Here is a 24,172-nt window from a genome sequence, read left to right as displayed (position 1 = left end):
GTCTTCCGTGCTAGTAGTAGTGGCCAAGGCGTGGATACCCGGGACAAGCCCGGGCATGACGGCGCTATAATTACCTCGCAAACGGCTTGCTGAGATAACGCGAGCCTCTCACCCCGTATCGCCACGGCAATTCCACGGCCTTGGTGATGCCGATGCGGATGCCTGCGACAATGTCCGGCACTTCTGTCCTTGCGTGAATCGCAATCGGCGGCTTGTCCAAAGCCAGCCCGTTATGCGCGATGCTGATGCCGAGCGCCTTGCACACCTTGCCAGGCCCGGAGCACAGCATACGCTCATCCTGTAGCCCGCGTCGCAGCTGCATCTCGCCAATCCCGAAGGTCGGCTGCAGGGCCCGGATCAGCACCGCGCTGGCCGAACCCTCGGCCTCGCAGACGAAATTCACGCACCAGTGGATGCCGTAGGAGCGGTAGACATAGGCAAAGCCGGGCGGCCCGAACATGATCTGGTTGCGCGGCGTCTGCCCGTTGAAGGAATGGGCCGCGGGCTCGGTGTGATGATAGGCCTCGACCTCGACGATCTCGCCGCCGACGCCGTCCACCAGCAGCGTCGCACCGATCAGTTCGGGAGCCACATCGTGCACGCTCCGCGCGAAAAAGCTGCGTTTGAGTGCCTTGCCGAGCTTTTGAGGGATTTGGTGAGGTTTTGGAGCCATTCTGCCTGCTATGTTACGATGCAGGGCCTGGCAAGGCGAGGGCGGGTTGCAGGACAGGGCCCGGCGGATTACCTAAGGCTTCACTCAGAACGGACAGTTCATGGTCGTCGTCCTCGATACCGTATCCACCACGCAGCTCCGCCCACGTCACCCTGAAAAAGTGAATCGGCCGGATTCGTTCTCGCCGCCGAAGCCGGACTGGATCCGTGTCCGCGCGCCAACCAGCCGTGGCTACGGCGACACCCGCAAGATCGTCAAGGAAAACGGCCTTGTTACCGTGTGCGAGGAAGCCGGCTGCCCGAATATCGGCGAGTGCTGGCAGAAGAAGCACGCCACCTTCATGATCATGGGTGACACCTGCACCCGCGCCTGTGCGTTCTGCAACGTGAAAACGGGGATGCCCAACGCTCTCGACGGCATGGAGCCCGAGCATGTCGCCGAAGCCGTCCGCAAGCTCGGCCTGCATCACGTGGTCATCACCTCGGTGGACCGCGACGATCTCGCCGATGGCGGCGCCGAGCATTTTGCGCAGACGATTCGTGCGATCCGCGTGGCATGTCCCACGACCACCATCGAAATCCTGACGCCTGACTTCCTGCGCAAGCCGGGCGCCCTCGAAGTCGTCGTCGCGGCGAAGCCCGACGTATTCAATCACAATCTCGAAACCGTGCCGTCGCGCTATCTGACGGTGCGGCCGGGCGCGCGTTATTTCCATTCGCTGCGCCTGCTGCAGAAGGTCAAGGAACTCGACCCGACCATCTTCACCAAGTCCGGCATCATGGTTGGCCTCGGCGAGGAGCGCCACGAGGTGCTGCAGGTGATGGACGACATGCGTTCCGCCGATATCGACTTCCTCACGATCGGCCAGTATCTGCAGCCGACGCGCAAGCATCACGTGGTGTCGCGCTATGTCACGCCGGATGAATTCGCAGGCTATGAGAAGGTCGCCTACACCAAGGGCTTCCTGATGGTGTCGGCGAGCCCGCTAACGCGCTCGTCGCATCATGCCGGCGAGGATTTCGCCAAGCTGCAGGCTGCGCGCGCCGCCCTCGCGCGCTGAGAACGCGACAATGCCGAGATTTGCCAACAAGCGCCGCGTGCGCCACAGCGCCTCCCAGATGTTCGATCTGGTTGCCGATGTCGAGCGCTATCCGGAATTCGTGCCGTTGTGCAAGTCGTTGAAGATTCGCCAGCGCACGCCGCAGGAGAATGGCACCGAGGTCATCGTTGCCGACATGACCGTGTCGTTCAAGCTGGTGCAGGAATCCTTCACCAGCCGCGTGACGCTGGATCGGCCGAACCTGAAGATCATGGTCGAATATCTGCGCGGTCCGTTCAGCAATCTCGAAAACCGCTGGACCTTCGAGCCGAAGGCTGAAGATCAGGAATGCGACGTCGGCTTCTTCATTGCCTATGAGTTCAAGAGCCGCATGTTGGCGATGCTGATGGGAACGATGTTCGACGCGGCATTCCAGCGCTTTGCGGTAGCCTTCGAAAAGCGCGCGGATGAAGTCTATCGTGTGCCGCGCGTATCGAGCGTTCCGTCTACTTCTTAGTCGTCGGCTTCTTCAGCGGCGCGGTCGGCCTGCGTCGTTTGACGGCGGTCCGCCGCGGCGACCGTGCCACGCGCGGGCGCGCCAGGCTCGCAGCTTCGCGCTTCTTGGCCGGCGGCTGTGGTCCGCGTGCCAGTTCCATCAGCATCCGCAGAGCTTCAAGCACGGAGCGCTGACGCACCGCGCTGCGGCCGATGGCTCCGAAACGGCATTCCTTGTTGACGATGCGGCCGTCACGCGACGCCACAGCAAAATGCACGAGGCCGACCGGCTTGCCCGGCGTTGCGCCTCCGGGGCCTGCGATCCCGGTGATCGAGACCGCGAGATCGACATCCGCTTCTTCGAGCGCACCGACCGCCATCTGGATCGCGGTCTCCTTGCTGACCGCACCAAAGCTGTCGAGCGTCGCCGTCTTGACGCCGAGCATCGCGTGTTTGGCCGCATTGGAATAGGTGACGAAGCCGCGATCGATCACGTCGGACGAGCCGGGAATTTCGGTCAGCGCGCCAGCGACGAGGCCGCCGGTGCAGGACTCAGCGGTCGCGATCGTCAGCTTGCGGCTGCGGCAGAGATCGAGCAGCGCGCGGGAGAGGGCTCGTGCGTCGCTCGCTGCCATGTCAGTCCATCCAGGGAAGGCGAATGGTAGCAGCCGCAGTCGCGGCGATACCTTCTTCACGGCCGGTGAAGCCGAGACGTTCGCTGGTGGTCGCCTTCACCGCGACGCGTGACAATGCCACACCGGAGATCTCGCTGATCTTCGCGCGCATCGCATCGCGCAGCGGACCGATTTTGGGTCGCTCGCAGATCATCGTCACTTCAAGATTGGCTATACGGCCGCCACGCGCGGTCACGCGCTCCACGGCGTATTTCAGGAACTTGTCCGACGCGGCGCCCTTCCATTTGTCATCACTCGGCGGGAAGTGCGAACCGATATCGCCATCGGCCAGCGCGCCCAGGATCGCATCGACCAGCGCATGTAGACCGACGTCGCCATCGGAATGCGCTAGAAAGCCCCGCGTATGCGGCACGCGCACGCCGCAGATCATCAGGTGATCGCCATCGCCGAAGGCGTGGACGTCATAGCCCGTGCCCATGCGGATATCGCCGAGCGAGGCTGCGAGACGCGCTTCTTCGCGAATGAAATCTTCGGGAGTCGTGAGCTTCATATTTGCAAGATCGCCTTCAAAGGTTGCCACGGTCAATCCCGCCCATTCGGCGAGCGCGGCATCGTCGGTGAAATCATCGCGGCCTTCCTTTGCAGCACGACGATGCGCTTCAAGGATGACATCAAAACGAAATGCCTGTGGCGTTTGCGCGCTGCGCAAGCGTGCACGGTCCGGCGTCGCTTGCACGTGTCCGGCCTCGTTGACCTGTTTGATCGTATCGGTAACGGCGACGCCGGGCACCGCAGCGCCGGTGATCTGTGCCGCGGCGATCGCGCGCTCGATCAAAGCAGGGGTCACGAACGGGCGGGCTGCATCGTGAATCAGCACGATGTCCGGCGCGTGATCTGCCAATGCTTCCAGTCCGGCATGTACCGACGCCTGACGCGTCGCACCGCCATTGGCAGGAACATGATACCTCAGATCGCTGACCGCCTCGTTGAAGATCGCGATGTCGTCGGGATTTGTAATCGGCTGGACCGCAAAGACCTGGGGATGGTTGCAGAACGGCTCCATAGCCCGCGAAATAACGCTGCGGCCTCCGATCATGCGATATTGCTTCGGTCCACCGGCACCGGCGCGGAGGCCGCGGCCGGCGGCAACGATAATGGCGGCTGTCTTCAAACCGGCAGGATTAGGTGATTTTGTCATCAGGGTCAGGTGATTAAGGGGTAAGCGGTGATCGCACAGCCCTTAGCACGGCCGCGGGCAAAAACAGTATGATTACATTCTCGTGGCTGCATAAGAGTGCATTGCTGCACTGCACTTGCAAAATGAGCGCATCTGTCTAATGTGTAGGCATGACGGTTGACTGCACAACAAATGTGCGCATTATGCGCCCTATGCCCGCAATGCAGCGGACGAGAGAACGACGAGCAGGTCTGTGACCACCCCGGACTCAGTATACAGCAAGCCATTACAAATCGGTGGCATCGAGATCGCCAACCGGGTCGTTCTGGCACCGATGTCGGGCATTACCGATGCGCCATTCCGGCGGCTCACCGCCGAACTCGGGGCCGGCCTCGTCGTGTCAGAAATGACCGCCAGCAACGATCTCGTCAATGGTCGTCCCATGTCGGTATTGCGCTGCGAAGCCACCGGGATCGGCCCACACGTGGTCCAACTGGCCGGCTGTGAGACCCACTGGATGGCCGAGGGGGCCCGTGTGGCCGAAGCCGCCGGCGCCGACATCATCGATATCAATATGGGCTGCCCGGCGCGGCATGTGACTGGTGGTCAGTCCGGCTCCGCGCTGATGCGCGACCTCGATCATGCGTTGAAGCTGATCGAGGCGACCATCGCTGCCGTGAAAGTACCCGTGACCCTGAAGATGCGTCTCGGCTGGGACGATCGCACGCTGAATGCGCCTGAGCTTGCACAGCGCGCAGAGCAAGCGGGTGTGCAGCTCATCACCGTGCATGGCCGCACGCGCTGCCAGTTCTACAGGGGCGAAGCAGACTGGAGCGCCGTGCGCCCGGTCAAGGACGCGGTGAGCATCCCAGTGATCGTCAATGGTGACATCACCTCCTACGACAAGGCGGTGAGTGCGCTGAAGATGTCCGGCGCCGATGCCGTGATGATGGGTCGGGGCGCGCAGGGGATGCCATGGCTGCCCGGCCAGATCGGCCGACGTCTTGAAACCGGCATCGCGGAAGCCGCGCCGTCGCTGCAGCAGCAACTCGCTTATATCTGCGCCCTCTACGACGATGTGGTCCGTCACTACGGCATGCGCATCGGCCTGCGCCACGCGCGCAAACATCTCGGCTGGGCACTCGATGCGGCCGCGGCTACGAGCTGCGCGCCGACCGAGACCCTGAAGACCTGGCGACAGAAGATCCTTACATCCGAAGATCCCTCCGGTGTGCAGCGGTCTCTGAATGACGCTTTTGATGATTTCGCATGGAGTGCTGCCGCATGAACGCCGCAGAGCACCGTCGCCCTGTCCCGACCGACAGTGAGGCCATTCTCAACGCGCTACCTAATCCGGTGATCCTGATCGCGCCCGATGGCAAGATTGTCGACGCCAATATGGCTGCGGAATCCTTTTTCGAGATTTCTACGCAGTTCCTGCGCAGGCAGTCTCTGAAAGAACTGGTGCCATTCGGCAGTCCGCTGCTGGCGCTGATCGATCAGGTTCGCGCCGCCGGTTCGCCGGTTAACGAATACAAGGTCGATCTCGGCACGCCGCGCATCGGCGGCGATCGTCAGGTCGATCTGCATGTCGCGCCGCTCACCGAGCGTCCCGGCCATATTGTGGTGATGCTGCAGGAGCGCACCATCGCCGACAAGATGGACCGTCAGCTCACCCATCGCAGCGCTGCGCGTTCGGTGATCGCGCTGGCGGCCATGCTGGCGCATGAGATCAAGAATCCGCTGTCGGGCATTCGCGGAGCCGCTCAGCTACTTGAGCAGTCGGCATCGTCGGAAGACCGCATGCTGACACGCCTGATCATGGACGAAGCCGATCGCATCGTGACGCTGGTCGATCGCATGGAAGTGTTCGGCGACGACCGCCCGGTGGCGCGTGGCCCGGTCAACATTCACTCCGTCCTCGATCACGTGAAGCGCCTCGCGCAGTCCGGCTTCGCCCGCAACATCCGCTTCATCGAGGATTACGACCCGTCGCTGCCGCCGGTGCTGGCCAATCAGGACCAGCTGATCCAGGTGTTCCTGAATCTGGTGAAGAACGCCGCGGAAGCCATCGTCGATCTCGGCTCCGATGGCGAGATCCAGCTCACCACCGCGTTCCGGCCGGGCGTCCGCCTGTCTGTGCCGGGCAAGAAATCGCGCGTCTCGCTGCCGCTGGAGTTTTGCGTCAAGGACAACGGCCCTGGCGTTCCCGAAGATCTGCTGCCCAACCTGTTCGATCCCTTCGTCACCACCAAGCCCACCGGAAGCGGCCTGGGTCTTGCATTGGTTGCGAAGATTGTCGGCGATCACGGTGGGATCATCGAATGTGAATCTCAGCCACGAAAGACGACTTTTCGCGTGCTGTTGCCGATGTTCAACCCCGCCAAGAAATTGGACGACAAGACCCTTGATCCGAGCAGCGCCGATGCCCCCGCGGCACCGACGCACACCTCACAGACGTAAGACGAGGACTAACGATGGCTGCAGGTAGCATTCTGGTTGCGGACGATGATACGGCGATCCGCACCGTCCTCAATCAGGCGCTATCGCGCGCCGGATATGAGGTTCGCCTGACCGGGAACGCAGCCACGCTGTGGCGCTGGGTCAGCCAGGGCGAGGGCGACCTTGTGATCACCGACGTGGTGATGCCCGACGAGAACGCGTTCGATCTGCTGCCGCGTATCAAGAAGATGCGCCCCAATCTGCCGGTTATCGTGATGAGCGCGCAGAACACCTTCATGACCGCGATCCGCGCGTCGGAACGCGGCGCCTATGAGTATCTGCCGAAGCCGTTCGATCTGAAGGAATTGATCGCGATCGTCGGTCGCGCGCTGTCCGAGCCGAAGGAGCGTGTCGCCAGCCACGCCGATGACGGTGAGTTCGACTCGATCCCGCTGGTCGGCCGTTCACCGGCGATGCAGGAAATCTACCGCGTCCTCGCCCGCCTGATGCAGACCGATCTGACAGTGATGATCTCCGGCGAGTCCGGCACCGGCAAGGAACTGGTGGCCCGCGCGCTGCACGACTACGGCAAGCGCCGCAATGGCCCGTTCGTTGCGGTCAACATGGCGGCGATCCCGCGCGATCTTATCGAATCCGAATTGTTCGGCCACGAGCGCGGCGCCTTCACCGGCGCCAATGCCCGCGCCACCGGTCGCTTCGAGCAGGCTGAAGGCGGCACACTGTTCCTAGACGAAATCGGCGATATGCCGATGGAAGCCCAGACCCGTTTGCTGCGCGTGTTGCAGCAGGGCGAATACACGACGGTTGGCGGCCGCACGCCGATCAAGACCGACGTGCGTATCGTCGCCGCCTCCAACAAGGATCTACGCATCCTGATCCAGCAGGGCCTGTTCCGCGAGGATCTGTTTTTCCGCCTCAACGTCGTGCCATTGCGCCTGCCGCCGCTGCGCGAGCGCATCGAGGATCTGCCCGATCTGATCCGCCACTTCTTTGCACTCGCGGAGAAGGACGGCCTGCCGCCGAAGAAGCTCGACGCTTTGGCGCTCGAGCGCATGAAGCAGCATCGCTGGCCCGGCAATGTTCGCGAACTGGAAAACCTCGCGCGCCGTCTGGCAGCACTCTATCCGCAGGACGTCATTACCGGCTCGGTGATCGACGGCGAATTGGCGCCGCCCGCTGTGGCCTCGGGTGGTAGCGCGCCGACCGGCGTGGATAATCTCGGTGGTGCCGTCGAGGTCTATCTGTCCTCGCACTTCTCCGGCTTCCCGAACGGCGTGCCGCCGCCGGGCCTCTATCACCGCATTCTCCGCGAGATCGAGGTACCGCTGCTGACCGCAGCACTGGCCGCGACCCGTGGCAACCAGATTCGCGCTGCTGATCTGCTTGGCCTCAACCGCAACACGCTGCGGAAGAAAATTCGCGATCTCGACATTCAGGTCTATCGAACCGGCGGCTGATCTCGGTAGCGGGATCGAGCAATTCCAGGGTTTGAGACGCAAAAACATACGAAAACGCAGGGTATGTGTTTTCGTTGGCTGGTCTGCGCCGTGGATTTGTCGTAATTGGGCAACATTGTTGTATGATTGCATCAGTGCGGTCCGGGCTGTCTCCGGTAGCCGCACGGCGTCCACGCTCACCACATTGTCGGAATGACCAGCGCAGACACGTCGGCTACAGCCTATGAACCGTCGATGGCGGAGCCGCGCAGGTGGACCCTGCGGCGGCTGTTTGTGCCATTGGCTGTCGGCCTGGCACTCCTGTCGTCATGCCTGACCTTCCTCGTCCTGAATGGCCTCACGCCGATCGCGCCGACCCATCAGGTCGTCGTTACCTTCCTGCTGATCAATGCCGCCAGCGTCTTGCTGCTGGTCCTGATCATTGCGCGGGAGATCTGGAAGGTTGTCCAGGCGCGCCGCAGGGGCAGGGCGGCGGCCCGGCTGCATGTCCAGATCGTCAGCCTGTTCTCGGTGATCGCCGTGCTGCCGGCGGTGCTGGTCTCGATCGTTGCCAATGTGACCCTCGACCGCGGCCTCGACCGGCTGTTCTCCGGCCCGACCAAGGCGGTGATCAACAATTCGCTCGTGATTGCCAGTGCCTATCTGCACGAGCACGGCCAATTGATTGGCGGCGATATCCTCGGCATGGCCGACGATCTCGCGCGCATCCAGCCGCTCTTCTATCAGGACCGCGGCACGTTCCGTTCGTTGATGCTGGCAAATGCAACCGCGCGCAATCTGCCGGGCGCCATGTTGATCGACAAGGATCGCAACGTCATCGAACCCGACCAACCCGGCATCAAACAGGAATTCTCGCCGCCGCCGGCAGACTTCCTCGTCAATGTCAGCGCGTCCGAGCCGGCCATCGCTGTGATCCCCGAGGGAAATTACGTCGCCGCTGTGATCCGATTGCGAGCGTTCGACAATATGTTCCTCTATGTCGCCCGCAAGCTCGATCCGCGCGTGGTCGCGCAGATGAACCAGAGCCAGGCCGGCGCGGCCGAATATGCCGAACTGGAATCGCGCAGACTCGGCATTCAGGTCGCCTTCGCGCTGATGTTCACCGTGATCGCACTGACGGTGCTGATGTCCGCCGTGCTGATCGGACTGAATTTCGCCAACTGGCTGGTGGCGCCAATCCGCCGCCTGATGGGCGCTGCGAACATGGTCTCGACCGGAGATCTTCATGTCCAGGTACCGGTGATCCAGTCCGAGGGCGATCTCGCTCATCTCGGCGAGACTTTCAACAAGATGACGCAGGAGCTGCGCACCCAGCGTGACGAACTGGTCAGCGCCAGCGACGTCATCGACAGTCGCCGCCGTTTCATCGAGGCCGTGTTGTCATCGGCCAGCGCCGGCATCATCGGCGTCGATGGCTCGAACGTGATCGGCATTCTCAACCGCTCGGCCGAGAAGCTGGTCGGACATTCGGAGTCCGAGACGCTGGGCCACCCGCTGCACGAGATCATTCCCGAGCTCGATGAATTGATGCAGACCGCACGCGAGGGATCGCAGCGGCTGGTGCAGGGCCAGGTGACGATCACCCGCGACGGGCAGGAGCGCAATCTGTCGGTGCGCGTCAGCGCCGAACAGACCAGCCAGTCGCGCGACAGCTACATCATCACCCTCGACGACATCACCGAACTCGTCTCGGCTCAGCGCACCTCGGCCTGGGCCGACGTGGCGCGCCGCATCGCGCATGAGATCAAGAATCCGCTGACGCCGATCCAGCTCTCGGCCGAGCGCATCAAGCGCAAGTTCGGCAAGGTGATCGTCGACGACAAGGCGATCTTCGAACAATGCACCGACACTATCGTCCGGCAGGTCGATGACATCAGGCGCATGGTCGACGAATTTTCGCGCTTTGCGCGCATGCCCAAACCCGTGATCGAGGGTGAGGATGTTGCCGACACTGTGCGTCAGGCCGTATTCCTCATGCGGGTCGGTCACCCCGACCTCGACATCTCCGCCGAGATCAAGGAAGAGCCGATGCGCGCGCGGTTCGACCGCCGGCTGATCTCGCAGGCGCTCACCAATATCATCAAGAATGCGACAGAGGCGATCGAGGCCGTGCCGCCAGAAGAACTCGGCAAAGGTCGTATTGATGTCACAGCGTCGCGCGAGAACGACATGATCTTGATCGACGTGATCGACAACGGCATCGGTCTGCCGACCGTCAACAGGTCGCGTTTGCTCGAACCCTATGTCACGACTCGGGAGAAGGGCACTGGCCTCGGCCTCGCGATCGTCGGCAAGGTGCTCGAGGATCATGGCGGAGGCATCGAACTTGGCGACGCATCGAGCGTTCGTCCAGGACAGCGCGGCGCCTGGATGCGACTGCGGTTTTCTATCTCTGGTCAGAAGGCTGACGCGGACAAGAGTGAACCGGAAGCCCCGCCTGATGACGAACCGAAGATCAAAACTGCTACCGGCAACTGACAAGAATAAACGTGACCAGGATATTTTGACCCATGGCAAATGACATTCTGATCGTCGACGACGAAGCCGATATTCGCGATCTTGTTGCGGGCATTCTGGACGATGAGGGCTTCACCACCCGCACCGCACGAGACAGCGATTCCGCGCTCGCGGAAATCGCCAATCGCCGCCCCAACATGGTGTTTCTCGACATCTGGCTGCAGGGCAGCAAGCTCGACGGCCTGCAACTGCTTGAGCAGGTAAAACGCGACAATCCCGAATTGCCTGTGGTGATGATCTCGGGCCACGGCAATATCGAAACCGCCGTCGCGGCGATCAAGCGCGGCGCCTATGACTTCATCGAGAAGCCATTCAAGGCTGACCGGCTGATCCTTGTCGCGACGCGCGCGCTGGAAACCTCGCGGCTGAAACGCGAAGTCAAGGAACTGAAGCAACTCGCACCGGTCGCCAATTCGCTGACGGGGCGCTCGGCCGCCATGAACCAGCTACGCCAGACCATCGATCGCGCCGCGAAGGCCAATAGCCGCATTCTGATCGTCGGCCCGTCGGGCGCCGGCAAGGAGCTCGCCGCGCGCACGCTGCACACGGCCTCTGCCCGCTCCACGGGGCCGTTCGTCGTCATCAACGCTGCGGCGATTACACCGGAGCGCATGGAAGTCGAACTGTTCGGCATCGAACAGTCCAATGGCGAACAGGCGCGCAAGGCTGGCGCTCTGGAAGAAGCCCATGGCGGCACGCTGTTCATCGACGAGATCGGCGATCTGCCGCGCGAGACCCAGAACAAGATCCTGCGCGTGCTGGTCGATCAGACTTTCATGCGGGCAGGGGGCACCACCAAGGTCAATGTCGACGTCCGCATCATCTCGTCGACCGCGCGTAATCTCGAAGAGGAAATCGCCGAAGGTCGTTTCCGTGAGGATCTTTATCATCGCCTCTCGGTGGTGCCGATCCGCGTGCCGCCGCTGTCCGAGCATCGCGAGGATATTCCAGAGCTCATCGAATATTTCATGGAGCAGATCTCCATCGCGACGGGCCTGCCGAAGCGACAGATCGGCGAGGACGCCATGGCGGTCCTGCAGTCCCACGTCTGGCCCGGCAATATCCGCCAGCTTCGCAACAACGTCGAACGCGTCATGATCCTCGCCGGCGGCGGGCCGGAAGTGATCATCACCGCCGACATGCTGCCGCAGGATGTCGGCTCAATGGTGCCGTCGATGCCCACCAGCAACAATGGCGAGCACATCATGGGTCTGCCGCTGCGCGAAGCCCGCGAAGTGTTCGAGCGCGATTATCTGATTGCGCAGATCAGCCGTTTTTCGGGTAATATCTCGCGCACCGCCGAATTCGTCGGCATGGAGCGCTCCGCCTTGCACCGCAAGCTCAAGGCGCTCGGCGTCGGCTAAATCACTCACCTCACCTCAAGCTTCAACTCAAGCCTCGGAACGAACATGTCGCGCATCGCCTATGTGAATGGTCAATACGTCAACCTGCGCGATGCCGCCGTGAACGTCGAGGACCGCGGCTATCAGTTCGCCGATGGCATTTACGAGGTTTGCGAGATCATCGGCGGCAAGATGGTCGATTTTCCCCGTCATATTGCGCGCATGCAGCGCTCGTTGCGGGAGCTGCGCATCGCCGAAGCCATGCCGCTGACATCGCTCAAGGTGGTGATGCAGGAAGTCATTCGTCGCAACCGCATCAATTACGGCATCGTCTATCTGCAGATCAGCCGCGGCGTCGCCCATCGCGATCACGGATTTCCGTCGCCGGACGTGAAGCCAAGTGTGGTCGTGACGGCGAAATCGCTCAACTTCGCCAAGAACCAGGCGACTGCTGCCAAGGGCGTGAAGGTCATCACCACGGCCGAGAATCGCTGGCCGCGCGTCGACATCAAGACTGTCGGCCTGCTGCCCAATGTGCTGGCGCGACAGGAAGCCCGCGACAAGGGCGCCTATGAAGCCTGGTATGTCGACGCCGACGGTTTCGTCACCGAGGGCGCGTCGTGCAACGCCTGGATCGTCACCAAGGACGGCAGGGTGGTGACGCGCACGGCCGCGTCAGGCATTCTCGCGGGCATCACCCGCGCCGTACTGATCGAGGTCCTGGCCTCGATGCAGCTCAAGCTGGAAGAGCGGAACTTCACACCAGCCGAGGCTTATGACGCCGCAGAAGCCTTCGTCTCGTCGGCGAGTCAGATCGTGATGCCGGTCATCAATATCGATGGCAAACCGATCGGCGACGGCAAGCCTGGTGGTATCGCGACGCGCCTGAGGCAGGAATTCCATAAATTCGCAGCGATTTCATAAAATTTGCCGGGCTTTTAGGCACCAATTCCGCGTTCCGGCTTGCCTAAAAAGCGCGCCTGCCGTCTAATCACGTCGTCGCGCTCCCGGAGGGGGATCTCAGGGGAAAGTGCGGCAGCTTGGTAAGGCCCCGGAGAGGGCTGCGCCGGGTTCAAAAAAAGCAACAAAACAGACTGCGGGATTAAAAAAAATGGCGGCAGACCGCGCACAAAATCTACAGGACACCTTCCTCAACCACGTACGCAAGACCAAGACTCCGCTCACGATCTTTCTGGTGAACGGCGTCAAATTGCAGGGCATTGTCACCTGGTTCGACAATTTCTGTCTTCTGCTCCGGCGCGACGGACACTCGCAGCTGGTGTATAAGCATGCGATCTCGACCATCATGCCGGGCGCACCGATTCAGCTTTTTGAGGGTGGCGAGGATCCGGCTTGAGCGAACTCCTGAGAGACGCTTGATTGGAATTTCGTAGCTTCGAAGGCAATGCTGCTGACCGGCCCTCGGCCAGCAGCGAATCGACCGGCCGCGTTCTCGTGGTCGGTCCTTACCTGCGCGAACGGCGGGGCGACGCCGACGCGCAAGCCTATTCTCATGTCCGCGATACGGAAGCCCGGCTCGAAGAGGCGGTCGGTCTCGCACGCGCCATCGACCTCACCGTGGTCGAGGCCGTCGCCGCGCCGCTGAGCCAGATCCGCCCGGCCACCTATCTCGGCAAGGGCAAGGTCGAGGAGATCGCCGGCCTGATCGCGGCGAACGAGATCGGCATCGTGGTGATGGACTGCGCGCTGTCGCCGATCCAGCAGCGCAATCTCGAAAAGGAATTGAAGGCCAAGGTGCTCGACCGTACCGGTCTCATCCTTGAAATCTTCGGCCGCCGTGCCAAGACCAAAGAAGGCACGCTGCAGGTCGAGCTCGCGCATCTCAATTATCAGCGCAGCCGTCTCGTCCGCTCATGGACCCATCTGGAACGCCAGCGCGGCGGTTTCGGCTTCATGGGCGGCCCCGGCGAAACCCAGATCGAGGCGGATCGCCGCATGATCGGCGACCGCATCGCGCGGCTCGAAGCCGATCTGAAGAAGGTGCAGGCGACGCGGCGCCTGCATCGCGCCGGCCGCCAGCGCGTGCCGTATCGCGTTGTTGCGCTGGTCGGTTACACCAATGCCGGCAAGTCGACGCTGTTCAACCGGCTGACGCGCGCCGACGTGCAGGCCGAGGACATGCTGTTCGCGACCCTCGATCCGACGCTGCGCGCGCTGACGCTGCCGCATGGCGGCAAGGCCATGCTGTCGGACACGGTGGGCTTCATCTCCAACCTGCCGACCCAGCTCGTAGCCGCGTTTCGCGCGACGCTGGAAGAGGTACTGGAAGCCGACATCATTCTCCATGTCCGCGACATCTCGCATGAGGATGCGGAAGCGCAGCAAAGCGATGTCGACAACGTGCTGCGCAAGCTCGGCATCGATACCGATGCAACAGCGCGCATTCTCGAAGTTTGGAACAAGACCGATCGTTTCCCTCCGGAGGAGCGCGAGAACCTCGCCAATATCGCGGCGCGGCGGCCGCTGGACAAGCCGTGCTTCATGGTCTCAGCCGAAACCGGCGAGGGCATCGACGATCTGCTCGCTGCCATCGAAACACGGCTCGCCGCCAGCCGCATCACGCTGGATCTGTCGATCGACGCTGCGGACGGCGCTGGCGTGAGCTGGCTGCATCGTAATGCGGAAGTACTGGTGAAAGAACTGCACGACGGCCATTTCGACATGGTGGTGCGTGTCGATGAGACCAAACGCGATATCGTCATGAGTCGGTTCAGTGCGGTGCTGCATCCGGTCGTGGATCTGAGTGCCTGACGAAACTCCGTTGTTGTTCAAGTGGCAGCTTTAAACGCCATGAACACTGCCATGCCGGCGATGACAGCGATGAGTGTCATCCGCAAAGCTCTCTGACTCATGCGATTCGCCAGCCGTGATCCAAGACCGGTACCGATCCACAGCCCAATGATCAGACTTGCAATCGTGAGCCACGGCAGTTCTGTGCCCTGCTGCACATAGAGCAGGGCGGCCGGTAAAGTGACGGGCAGTGCTGTGACGGCAAGGCTAAGGGCCTGGGATTGATGCTGGGACACCTTCAGCAGGCCCGTCATCAAGGCGGTGATCGCAAGCCCGCCGCCGATCCCCAGAAATCCCGACGACCAGCCCGCGACCGCGCCGATGGCGACGAGCGCTGACCCGCGTAACGGCACCTCTTTCGCTTCGTCTGCAGTGCCTTCGAGCTTGGGATGTGACGGCCGACGGATGACGATCACTTCGAGAACCAGCAGATAGCCGACAAAAGTCCATTGCAGCGCGCGAGCAGAAACGGTTGTTGCGAGCAAGGCGCCAACGCACCCGCCCACTGCAAATCCGATGGCCAGCCAGGCAAGCCAGCGCGGCGGCACGTGATGGCCGCTGCGTTGATAGTTGCGGACGCCGGAAAGACTGGTGGGCACGACCTGCACGACGAGAGAGACGCCCTGGGCGACGTGCTGATCTTTGCCAAGCAGGAGCACCAGCAGCGGGACGAGGATTCCGCCACTGGTAATACCGAGCAAGCCGGACGCCATGCCGCCGACACCGCCCGCCAGAAGACCGCCGAGGACGTCAGTCAGTGTCATCGTCGGTTGTTCCTTGGCGGTTGCGAGTCATTCAATCCGCGATTTCGTTACCCTTCGCCTCATTCCACAGCGCATCCATCTCCTCGAGCGACGCCTCCTGCAGGGTCCGTCCCTTCGCCGCCAGCGCCTGTTCGATATAGCCAAAACGTCGCTCGAACTTCACGTTGGTGCCGCGTAATGCGAGTTCGGGATCGGCGTCCACATGGCGCGCCAGATTGACCAGCGCGAACATCAGGTCGCCGGTCTCGGCCGCCACCTCGGCGCGGTCGCCGCGATCGAGTGCGGCTTCGATCTCGTCGGCTTCCTCGCGGATTTTCGCGAGCACCGCGCGCGGATCATTCCAGTCGAAGCCGACGCTGGAGGCTTTTGTTTGCAGCTCCATGGCCTGGCTCAACGCAGGTTGCCCGGCCTTGACGCTGGCAAGGAACGAGGAGGGCGGCGTGGCCTCAACGCCGCGCCGGGCGGCGCGTTCAGCCTTTTCCTCGGCCTTGATACGCCCCCACGTCCCCTTCACATCCGTCGGCGCGATCTTGCCATCCTTGCCGGGAAACACATGCGGATGCCGGCGGATCATCTTGCGGGTGATCGCCTCAACGACGTCGCCGAAAGCGAAGGCGTTCTGCTCCTCGGCCATCCGCGCATGGAACACCACCTGCAGCAGGAGATCGCCGAGTTCGTCGCAGAGGTCGTGGAGATCGTGCCTGACGATGGCATCGGCGACCTCATAGGCCTCCTCGATCGTATAGGGCGCGATACTCGCGAAGTCCTGCTCCAGATCCCACGGGCAGCCGGTCACGGGCGTGCGCAACTGGGCCATGATCTCGATCAGGCCGGCGATATCGCGGGAAGGGGTCATGAGGGCACCACGGTTCACAGCAGGAGCCTTTGCTATGCCGCAGGACGGCGGCGTGGCCCAGCGAAAATGCCCGGTTTTGCCTGTCTTTCACACAGGGCTACAGAGTGCTATCTGCAGCCGATGAGCGACACTTTCCCAGATCAAACCGCGCTGGTGCTGTTCTCCGGCGGCCAGGATTCCGCAACCTGTCTGGCCTGGGCGCTGGCGCGCTTCAAGCGCGTCGAGATGCTCGGCTTCGCTTACGGCCAGCGCCACGCCATCGAACTCGACAGCCGCGACAAGCTGCTGGCGGGCGTGAAGGCCTTGAATGCTGATTGGGCCACGAAACTCGGTGACAGCCACACGCTGGATATCCCGACGCTATCAGCGATCTCCGATACCGCGCTGACGCGTGACGTCGCCATCGAGATGGGGGCCGACGGCCTGCCCAATACATTTGTGCCCGGCCGCAATCTGGTGTTCCTGACATTCGCGGCAGCGCTGGCCTATCGACGCGGCATCACCCACATCATCGGCGGCATGTGCGAGACGGATTACTCCGGCTATCCCGATTGTCGCGACGACACCATCAAGGCGCTGCAGCAGGCGCTCAATCTCGGCATGGCCAAGAATTTCACGCTGCACACGCCGCTGATGTGGCGCGACAAGGCGGCGACCTGGGCGCTGGCGCATGAGCTCGGCGGGCAGGGCCTCGTCGACCTGATCCGCGAACACTCGCACACCTGCTATCTCGGTGAGCGCGGCGCGTTACACGACTGGGGCTATGGCTGCGGCAAGTGCCCGGCCTGCGAACTACGCGCCAAAGGCTGGCGCGCGTTCGCAGCCACGGCTGTCTAGACCGACAGCGACTCGCGGACCTTGGCCGCTTCAGTAGCGCTGAGGCCCGTCAGCGGCGGACGCACCCGCAGCCAATTGTCATTGTTGTCGCGCTTCGCCAGCAGCACCTTCAGCGAGGGAAGCTGCGCATAGCTGGACACCGCATTGCGCGCCGCGACGATACGCTCCTGCGCAGTCGCAACCTCGGCCGCCTTGGCCGGATCCTTGTAACCATTGAACACGGTAGCGAGCTCGCGGCTCACGAGGTTGGAGGTCGCCGTGATGCAGCCGGCGCCGCCCATCGGCAGCAGCTTCAGCATCAGGGGATCGGCGCCGACCAGCACCGAGAAACCCGGGAAGCGATCGACGATGGCGCTCATATTGGCGAACTCGCCCGCGGAATCCTTGATGCCGACGACGATTTCCGGGAAGCGCTTGCGCAACCGATCGATGACGTCGAGCGAGATCGGCACCGCCGACATCTGCGGGATGTGATAGAGCACGACGCGCAGGCGCGGATCGGCGACGCGCTCGATCACAGCCGTATAGGCATCGACGATGCCATCATCGGACACGCCCTTGTAGTAGAACGGCGGCAGCATCACGACGGCCCCGACGCCACTGGCGACAGCGTGCTTTGTGAGTTCAACCGTTTCCATGATCGACGCAACACCGGTGCCCGGCAGCAGCTTCGACGGCGCGATCCCGGATTTCACCACGGCTTCCAGCAGTGCCATGCGCTCGCGTGATGACAGCGAATTGGCTTCGCCTGTCGTGCCGAGCATGGCGATGCCGGTGCAGCCGTCATCGAGCAGACGCTGGCAGTGGGAGGTGAACAGGCCCTGATCCACCGACAGGTCGGCGTTGAAGGGGGTGGTCGCGGCGCAGTAGACGCCGGTCGGGAAGGGAGCTGTCATCGTTGTGCTCTTTCGGGTGCGTGTTGCAGGAGTTCTTCTAACGAAGCGCTTTTTTTACCTCTCCCCGCAAGCAGGGAGAGGTAAATACGTTACGGCATGATCTGGCCGCCATTCACCTCGATGACCTGACCGGTGATGTAGCTGCTCATGGTCTCGTCGGCGAGGAACTGATAGGCGCCGACGCAATCCTCGGGCGTGCCGATCCGGCCCAGCGGAATGCCCTGGCGGGCGCCTTCGAGCTGCTCCGCGGTCGAATAGCGCTGGTGGAACGGCGTCATGATCACGCCCGGCGCCACTGCATTGGCGCGCACGTTGAACGGAGCCAGTTCCTTCGCCAGCACACGCGTGATGGTCGAGACAAAACCCTTGGCCGAACCATAGAGGCCGGCGCCGCCGCTGCCGCCATTGCGGGCCGCAACCGACGTCGTGTTGATGATTGAGCCTGAACGCTGCGTCTCCATGATCTTCGCTGCCCTGCGGCAGGCGAAAAACACCGAGCCGATATTGAGATCGACCACGTCGTCATACTGTTCGTCGGTGGCATTGGCGATTGAGGTGCGGCCGAACATGGCGCCGGCATTGTTGATCAGCACGTCGATGCGGCCGAGCTTGGCATGGGCTTCGTCGATCACGCGCGCGGCCTCAGCGCGCTCCGACACGTCGCCGCGCACAAGGTCGGCGGTGCCACCACTCGCGCGGATATTGGCGACCACTTCCTCGGCGCCTTCCGGATTGCCGTTGTAGTGCACGATCAGCTTGGCACCGAGGGCGCCGAATTTCTTCGCCACGGCAGCGCCGATGCCGGAGCTTGCGCCGATGATCACGATAGCCTTGCCGTTCAGTCCGTTGGTCACGCCTGGTCCTTTCCGATTGAGCGAGCGTTCGACCACGATTTCAGCAACCTGACAAGTTGTCAGAGATTGTGCGTTGCAGCACGGTATTTGATCAGATCATGCGATTTAACCTTTAAGTATCAATGATATAAAACCATGGCAGCCGATCTGCGCGACATTGACATGTTGACAAGTTTGCCGCCGCCTCGCATGGTCTCCGAAATTTTTTGGGCGAGGAAGTGTTTCCATGCGACGGCGCTCCCGAGCGATCGGGCTGTCACACGAAACCTCCGCCGCCATCCCTGTGAGCCGCGGTTTGACTGATCATGAAGCCGATTGATCCCTCTGAATTGCCTGAAGCGCCGCGTCCGCGCGGTGCCGCTGGTTCGCTGGTCGACAAGGTTTATGGCGAACTCGCGCAGCGCATCGCCAATGGCGACTACGCACCGGACCAGAAGCTGCCTGGCGAGCACGAACTTTCCGATATGTTCGACGTCTCCCGCCCCGTGCTGCGCGAAGCGCTCGGCCGGTTGCGCGAAGACGGCCTGATCACGTCGCGACAGGGTGCAGGCAGTTTCGTCCAGATGCGTGCGCAGCCACAGCCACTCGGCTTCGCGCGGGTGGAGACCATCGCCGACATCCAGCGCTGCTTCGAATTCCGCATCACCATGGAAGCCGATGCCGCGCATTTTGCAGCGCTCCGACGCAGCGACGACAATCTCGGCAAGATGGAAGCCGCGCTCGGCCTGCTGCGCGAGGCGACGAAGAAGCGCAAGCATCGCGAAGACGCTGACTATGCTTTTCATCTCGCCGTGTCCGAGGCGACCAACAACCACTATTTCGCGACCTCGCTGAACGCCCTCAAGGACCACGTCGCTGTCGGTATGAAGCTGCACGGCCTGTCGCTGATGGGCCCGCGGCCCGGCCTTGAACAGGTGTTCGAGGAACACAGCAGTATTTTTGAAGCGATCCGTGATCGCGACGCCGAAGCGGCGCGCACGGCCATGCGTCTCCATCTCGAAAGCTCGCGCGATCGCCTGTTCGAAGGCCGGTTGCTCGACCTCTCGTTCCGGTGACGGGGAGAGTGAATTGACCGACCATACCGCATTTCTCGCAACCCTCGCCGGCATTGTCGGCGACCCCCGTCACGTCATCGGCCCCGGCGGCGATTTCGAACCCTATGTGGTGGACTGGCGCGGCCGCTATCACGGCAAGGCGCTGGCCGTGGTCAAGCCTGGCTCGACGCAGGAAGTCTCTGATGTCGTGAAGGCCTGTGCGGCTGCCGGCATCGCGATTGTCCCGCAGGGCGGCAACACCGGCATGTGCGGCGCTGCGACGCCGCTCGGCGAGCGCGACATGATCGTGTTGCGTCTTGATCGCCTCAACAAGATCCGCAGCATCAGCCGTCTCGGTGACTCCATCGCCGTAGATGCCGGCTGCATCCTTGCCGACATCCAGAAAGCGGCCGACGATATCGACCGCCTGTTTCCGCTCAGCCTTGGCGCTGAAGGTTCGTGCCAGATCGGCGGCAATCTTTCCACCAATGCCGGTGGCACCGCCGTGTTGCGCTACGGCACCACACGCGAACTCACGCTTGGCCTCGAAGTCGTGCTGCCCGATGGCGAGATCCTCGACGGCATGACGGCGCTGCGCAAGGACTCCACGGGCTTCGATACCAAGCAGCTCTTCATCGGCGCCGAAGGCACGCTCGGCATCATCACTGGTGCTGTACTGAAGCTGTTTCCGAAGCCAAGGGCGAGGGCGGTGTCCTTCGCCAAGCTGAACAGCATCGATGCGGTGCTCGACCTGCTCGCGCAGGCACGTACCGAACTCGGTGATCGCATCGGCGCCTTCGAGGTGATGTCGCGTGGCCAGATCGAGGTGATCGCCGAAAACCTGCCGCTGGTGAACATCCCGTTCGAGCTGGATACGCCGTGGTATCTGCTGATCGAACTCGTCGATACGCTGGTGTCGGTGGATCTGAATGCAGCGCTCGAAGCGTTGCTCAGCAATGCCTATGAGCGCGAGCTGGTCACCGATGCGCTGGTGGCCTCCAGCGAGACGCAGGCCGCAGCGTTCTGGAAAATCCGCCACAGCGTGTCGGAGGGCAGCAAGAAGGCCGGTTACGTCATCTCGCACGATAGCGCCGTGCCCTTGTCGCAGCAGGCAACGTTCGTCACGCAGGTGGAGAAGCGCATCGCTGCCTATCGGCCCGACGCTCGCATCGTGATGCATGGCCATATCGGCGACGGCAACATCCACATCCTCGCGATCATTCCAGGCCTCGAACAGAACCAGAAGGATCAGATTCAGGACACGATCCGCGGCATCAACACCATCGTCGATGAAGAGACCGTTGCGCTCGGCGGCAGCATCAGTGCCGAACACGGCATCGGCATTGCCAATCGCGAGCGGCTTGCACGCGTTACCAAGCCGACCGAGTTGCGGCTGCTGCGTAGCGTCAAGCAGATGCTCGATCCGAACGACATCATGAATCCCGGAAAAGTGCTGCCTGCGCAATAGGCGAGGCGGCCGCAAGCATTCAGCAGAACACTCATTCGAGAAGAGGAACACGCATGAAGATCAAATCCATCCTGATGGCCGCCTGCGTCGCCTTGGGCGCCGTCGGGCAGGCGAGCGCGCAAGATGCGAAATACCCCACCAAGCCGATCACCATCGTCGTGCCCTTCGCGGCCGGTGGCACCGTGGACATCATCGCGCGCATGGTCTCGGAGAATTTGCAGAAGAAACTCGGCGCTACCGTGCTGGTCGAAAATATGGGCGGCGCCGGCGGCAATATCGGCGTCAACCGTGTCGCCAAGGCGCAGCCTGATGGCTACACGATCGGCCTCGCCAGCACATCGCCGCTGGCGATCGCGCCCTCGCTCTATGGCAGCAAGCTTCAGTTCCAGCCGGAGAAGGACCTGGTGGCCTTCGCGCAAGTGAGCATCGTGCCTAACGTGCTGGTGGTGAATCCCGATCGCATCAAGGCCCGCACGGTGCCAGAGTTGATCGAATATATGAAGGCCAATCCAGACAAAGTGACGTTCGGCTCGGCCGGACCGGGCACGTCGCAGCATCTTGCCGGCGAGCTGTTCCAGCAGATGACCGGCACCAAGATGGTCCACGTGCCCTACAAAGGCTCAAGCCAGATGGTCACCGACCTGATCTCAGGCCAGATCGACATCGCTTTCGACAACGTCCCGCTGCTGCTGCCGCATGTGGCCGGTGGCAAGCTGGCGATGCTCGCCACGGCAACGCCGAAGCGCGCCGAGTTCGACGCGAATGTGCCGGCCGTCGCCGAATTCCTGCCGGGCTTCGAGGCTGTCGCATGGCACGGCTTCATCGCGCCGGCGGCAACGCCGAAGCCGATCGTCGACAAGCTCTCGGCGGAAATCCGCGAATTCATGAGCCTGCCGGAAACCAAGAAGAAGATGGCTGAACTCGGCGCAGTCGCCGTGGCGATCCCGCAGGATGAGTTCACCAAATACATCGCCAGCGAGACCTTGCGCTGGAAGGGTGTGATGGAGAAGGCCAACGTCACGATGAACTAGGTGACCACGCCGGTGGTGACGACGTCACTTTCGTCACCACCGGCGATATCGAGCGTCCACCAAAGGACGCCGACGATCAAAATAGAAAAACACATGGAGGAATGTTCAATGAGACTTCGGTCAATCCTGATGGCTGCCTGCCTGACGCTTGGAACGCTCACGCAAGCGACGGCCCAGGACACGAATTACCCGAGCCGCCCGATCACCAGCATCGTTCCGTTCGCCGCCGGCGGCACGGCCGATATCTTTGCGCGCATGGTGTCGGAACATCTGCAGAAGAAGATGGGCGCGACGGTCATCATCGAGAATGTCGGCGGTGCCGGCAGCATCATCGGCGTCACCCGCGTCGCGCGCGCTACGCCCGATGGCTACACGATCGGCCTTGCCAGCACCTCGGCGCTGTCGATCAATCCGACGCTGTATGGCGCAAAACTGTCCTACAATCCTGAAAAGGATCTCGTGCCGATCGCGCAGATCAGCATGGTGCCGAATGTGCTGGTGGTGAACCCGACCAGGATTGCGGCGCGCACGGTGCCGGACCTGATCGCCTATATCAAAGCCAATCCCGACAAGGTGACATTCGGCTCGGCCGGCGTCGGCACCACGCAGCATCTTGCCGGCGAACTGTTCCAGCAGATGACCGGCACCAAGATGGTGCACGTGCCTTACAAAGGTTCAAGCCAGATGGTCACGGACTTGCTGAGCGGCCAAATCGATATCGCCTTCGACAACGTGCCATTGCTGCTGCCGCATGCGGCGGCCGGCAAGCTCGCGATGCTGGCGACGGCCTCGCCGAAACGCGCCGAGTTCGATCCGAACCTGCCGGCGGTGTCCGAATTCCTGCCGGGTTTTGAGGCCGTCGCCTGGCACGGCTTCATGGCACCGGCCGGAACGCCGAAAGCCATCACCGACAAGCTGTCAGTCTCGATCCGCGAATTCATGCAGTTGCCCGAGACGAAGAAAAAGATGTCCGAACTCGGGGCCGTCGCCGTGGCGGTCCGGCCGGACGAGTTCGCCAAATACATCGCCAGCGAAACGCAGCGCTGGAAGAGTGTGATCGAGAAGGCCAACATCACGATGAACTGAGGCGTGCCGTAGGGTGGGTCAGCTTCGCTCATTCACCCTACGGCTGCGTCTCCTTCACCGATGCCAGATAGCGCGACAACCGATCCGCATCGGGCGTGTGGTGGCTATGGCGGTCGCGAAGTTCGGCCGGGGCGCTCCAGCCGGGCTCGATGCCGGACATGTCAGGCAATTCATGCGCGATGCCCTTGTGGCAATCGATACAGGTGCGCTCGCCGGTGACGAGGAACTTGGCATGGATCGCCGCCGCGCGGGGCGCCTGTTTGGTGAAATCCATTGCGATCGCCGAGTGGCAGTTGCGGCACTCCAGCGAGTCATTGGCCTTCAGGCGCGCCCATTCATGTTTGGCAAGCTCCAGACGCATGTCGAGGAACTTCTCGCGCGTCGAGATCGTGCCGAAAATCTTGCCCCACACTTCCTTCGACGCCTGCATCTTGCGCGCGATCTTGTCGGTCCAGTTATGCGGCACATGGCAATCCGGACAGGTGGCACGCACGCCGGATCGATTGGCGAAATGCGGCGTTCGCTGCAGCTCCTGATACACGTTGTCACGCATCTCATGACAGCCGGTGCAGAATTTCTCGGTATTGGTGACTTCCAGCGCCGTATTGAAACCGCCCCAAAAGATCACGCCACCGAGGAAGCCGCCCAGCGCCAGCACGCCGAGACTGATATGCGTGGCCGGTCGGCTGGCGATGCGCCAGAACCACAGAAACTTGGATATCAACCACTTCATGGC

Annotated in this window: 23 protein-coding genes; 15 read left to right on the top strand and 8 right to left on the bottom strand. The window is 62.3% G+C overall.

Annotation, left to right across the window (positions count from 1 at the left end):
- Positions 1-70 precede the first annotated feature (70 nt).
- Positions 71-673, bottom strand: a complete 603-nt coding sequence (locus AB7828_RS05840; RefSeq protein ID WP_441229659.1) for a DNA-3-methyladenine glycosylase — start codon at positions 671-673, stop codon at positions 71-73.
- Between the two features lie 100 nt (positions 674-773).
- Here AB7828_RS05840 and lipA point away from each other — a divergent pair, with 100 nt between their 5' ends.
- Positions 774-1,733: a lipoyl synthase gene (gene lipA, locus AB7828_RS05835; protein ID WP_231080670.1), complete on the top strand. Its 960-nt coding sequence runs from the start codon at positions 774-776 to the stop codon at positions 1,731-1,733.
- 10 nt (positions 1,734-1,743) lie between these two features.
- Positions 1,744-2,229: a type II toxin-antitoxin system RatA family toxin gene (locus AB7828_RS05830; RefSeq protein WP_231080671.1), complete on the top strand. Its 486-nt coding sequence runs from the start codon at positions 1,744-1,746 to the stop codon at positions 2,227-2,229.
- On the opposite strand, the gene AB7828_RS05825 is transcribed toward AB7828_RS05830, so the two are convergent.
- Positions 2,219-2,842 carry a CinA family protein gene (locus tag AB7828_RS05825; protein ID WP_093758557.1) on the bottom strand — a complete coding sequence of 208 codons (624 nt, stop codon included), beginning with the start codon at positions 2,840-2,842 and terminating at the stop codon, positions 2,219-2,221. The two genes, AB7828_RS05830 and AB7828_RS05825, sit on opposite strands and share 11 nt — an antisense overlap.
- A gap of 1 nt (position 2,843) precedes the next feature.
- Entirely contained in the window at positions 2,844-4,040 is a 1,197-nt protein-coding gene (locus tag AB7828_RS05820) for a bifunctional 2-C-methyl-D-erythritol 4-phosphate cytidylyltransferase/2-C-methyl-D-erythritol 2,4-cyclodiphosphate synthase (RefSeq protein WP_441229658.1), read from the bottom strand.
- A 232-nt stretch (positions 4,041-4,272) separates the two neighbouring features.
- Here AB7828_RS05820 and dusB point away from each other — a divergent pair, with 232 nt between their 5' ends.
- From dusB to hflX, 8 genes are all read left to right on the top strand, one after another.
- Positions 4,273-5,307 carry a tRNA dihydrouridine synthase DusB gene (gene dusB / locus AB7828_RS05815; protein WP_441229657.1) on the top strand — a complete coding sequence of 345 codons (1,035 nt, stop codon included), beginning with the start codon at positions 4,273-4,275 and terminating at the stop codon, positions 5,305-5,307.
- Positions 5,304-6,482: a two-component system sensor histidine kinase NtrB gene (locus AB7828_RS05810; protein ID WP_231080673.1), complete on the top strand. Its 1,179-nt coding sequence runs from the start codon at positions 5,304-5,306 to the stop codon at positions 6,480-6,482. Before dusB ends, AB7828_RS05810 begins: the two co-directional genes overlap by 4 nt.
- A gap of 14 nt (positions 6,483-6,496) precedes the next feature.
- Positions 6,497-7,939 carry a nitrogen regulation protein NR(I) gene (gene ntrC, locus AB7828_RS05805; protein ID WP_068731842.1) on the top strand — a complete coding sequence of 481 codons (1,443 nt, stop codon included), beginning with the start codon at positions 6,497-6,499 and terminating at the stop codon, positions 7,937-7,939.
- Between the two features lie 192 nt (positions 7,940-8,131).
- Entirely contained in the window at positions 8,132-10,417 is a 2,286-nt protein-coding gene (locus AB7828_RS05800; protein WP_441229656.1) for an ATP-binding protein, read from the top strand.
- Positions 10,418-10,449: 32 nt separating this feature from the next.
- Positions 10,450-11,820: a nitrogen assimilation response regulator NtrX gene (gene ntrX, locus AB7828_RS05795; protein WP_089264305.1), complete on the top strand. Its 1,371-nt coding sequence runs from the start codon at positions 10,450-10,452 to the stop codon at positions 11,818-11,820.
- A gap of 45 nt (positions 11,821-11,865) precedes the next feature.
- Entirely contained in the window at positions 11,866-12,723 is an 858-nt protein-coding gene (locus AB7828_RS05790; protein WP_441229655.1) for a D-amino-acid transaminase, read from the top strand.
- Between the two features lie 187 nt (positions 12,724-12,910).
- Positions 12,911-13,156: an RNA chaperone Hfq gene (gene hfq / locus AB7828_RS05785; protein ID WP_068731834.1), complete on the top strand. Its 246-nt coding sequence runs from the start codon at positions 12,911-12,913 to the stop codon at positions 13,154-13,156.
- A gap of 23 nt (positions 13,157-13,179) precedes the next feature.
- Positions 13,180-14,571, top strand: a complete 1,392-nt coding sequence (hflX, locus tag AB7828_RS05780) for a GTPase HflX (protein ID WP_441229654.1) — start codon at positions 13,180-13,182, stop codon at positions 14,569-14,571.
- Positions 14,572-14,588: 17 nt separating this feature from the next.
- Here hflX and AB7828_RS05775 read toward each other — a convergent pair whose 3' ends face one another.
- Positions 14,589-15,374 carry a sulfite exporter TauE/SafE family protein gene (locus tag AB7828_RS05775; RefSeq protein ID WP_441229653.1) on the bottom strand — a complete coding sequence of 262 codons (786 nt, stop codon included), beginning with the start codon at positions 15,372-15,374 and terminating at the stop codon, positions 14,589-14,591.
- 31 nt (positions 15,375-15,405) lie between these two features.
- A complete protein-coding gene (mazG, locus tag AB7828_RS05770) occupies positions 15,406-16,230 on the bottom strand; it encodes a nucleoside triphosphate pyrophosphohydrolase (protein WP_441229652.1) in 825 nt (274 codons plus the stop codon).
- Between the two features lie 120 nt (positions 16,231-16,350).
- Here mazG and queC point away from each other — a divergent pair, with 120 nt between their 5' ends.
- Positions 16,351-17,067, top strand: a complete 717-nt coding sequence (gene queC / locus AB7828_RS05765; protein ID WP_115028808.1) for a 7-cyano-7-deazaguanine synthase QueC — start codon at positions 16,351-16,353, stop codon at positions 17,065-17,067.
- Here queC and AB7828_RS05760 read toward each other — a convergent pair.
- Together AB7828_RS05760 and AB7828_RS05755 are read right to left on the bottom strand one after the other, a co-directional pair.
- On the bottom strand, positions 17,064-17,963 hold the full coding sequence (locus AB7828_RS05760; protein WP_089264311.1) for a dihydrodipicolinate synthase family protein: 900 nt from the start codon (positions 17,961-17,963) through the stop codon (positions 17,064-17,066). The genes queC and AB7828_RS05760 overlap by 4 nt on opposite strands.
- Before the next feature lie 89 nt (positions 17,964-18,052).
- Positions 18,053-18,817, bottom strand: a complete 765-nt coding sequence (locus AB7828_RS05755) for an SDR family NAD(P)-dependent oxidoreductase (RefSeq protein ID WP_441229651.1) — start codon at positions 18,815-18,817, stop codon at positions 18,053-18,055.
- Positions 18,818-19,122: 305 nt separating this feature from the next.
- On the opposite strand from AB7828_RS05755, the gene AB7828_RS05750 reads away from it, so the two are divergent.
- The 4 genes from AB7828_RS05750 (at position 19,123) to AB7828_RS05735 (ending at position 23,436) form a co-directional block, all read left to right on the top strand.
- Positions 19,123-19,872: a FadR/GntR family transcriptional regulator gene (locus AB7828_RS05750; RefSeq protein ID WP_441229650.1), complete on the top strand. Its 750-nt coding sequence runs from the start codon at positions 19,123-19,125 to the stop codon at positions 19,870-19,872.
- Positions 19,873-19,885: 13 nt separating this feature from the next.
- Positions 19,886-21,319, top strand: a complete 1,434-nt coding sequence (locus AB7828_RS05745) for an FAD-binding oxidoreductase (RefSeq protein ID WP_441229649.1) — start codon at positions 19,886-19,888, stop codon at positions 21,317-21,319.
- 53 nt (positions 21,320-21,372) lie between these two features.
- On the top strand, positions 21,373-22,350 hold the full coding sequence (locus tag AB7828_RS05740; RefSeq protein ID WP_439077143.1) for a Bug family tripartite tricarboxylate transporter substrate binding protein: 978 nt from the start codon (positions 21,373-21,375) through the stop codon (positions 22,348-22,350).
- A 108-nt stretch (positions 22,351-22,458) separates the two neighbouring features.
- Complete coding sequence (locus AB7828_RS05735) at positions 22,459-23,436, top strand: Bug family tripartite tricarboxylate transporter substrate binding protein (RefSeq protein ID WP_441229648.1); 978 nt, start codon at positions 22,459-22,461, stop codon at positions 23,434-23,436.
- Between the two features lie 37 nt (positions 23,437-23,473).
- Here AB7828_RS05735 and AB7828_RS05730 read toward each other — a convergent pair whose 3' ends face one another.
- Positions 23,474-24,169: a NapC/NirT family cytochrome c gene (locus tag AB7828_RS05730; protein ID WP_089264317.1), complete on the bottom strand. Its 696-nt coding sequence runs from the start codon at positions 24,167-24,169 to the stop codon at positions 23,474-23,476.
- Positions 24,170-24,172 lie beyond the last annotated feature (3 nt).

The sequence above is a fragment of the Tardiphaga sp. 215_C5_N2_1 genome (assembly GCF_052076055.1).
GTDB lineage: Bacteria > Pseudomonadota > Alphaproteobacteria > Rhizobiales > Xanthobacteraceae > Tardiphaga > Tardiphaga robiniae.
The sequence above is the reverse complement of the archived record's forward strand: the minus strand, read 5'-3'. Positions and strand labels throughout refer to the sequence as shown.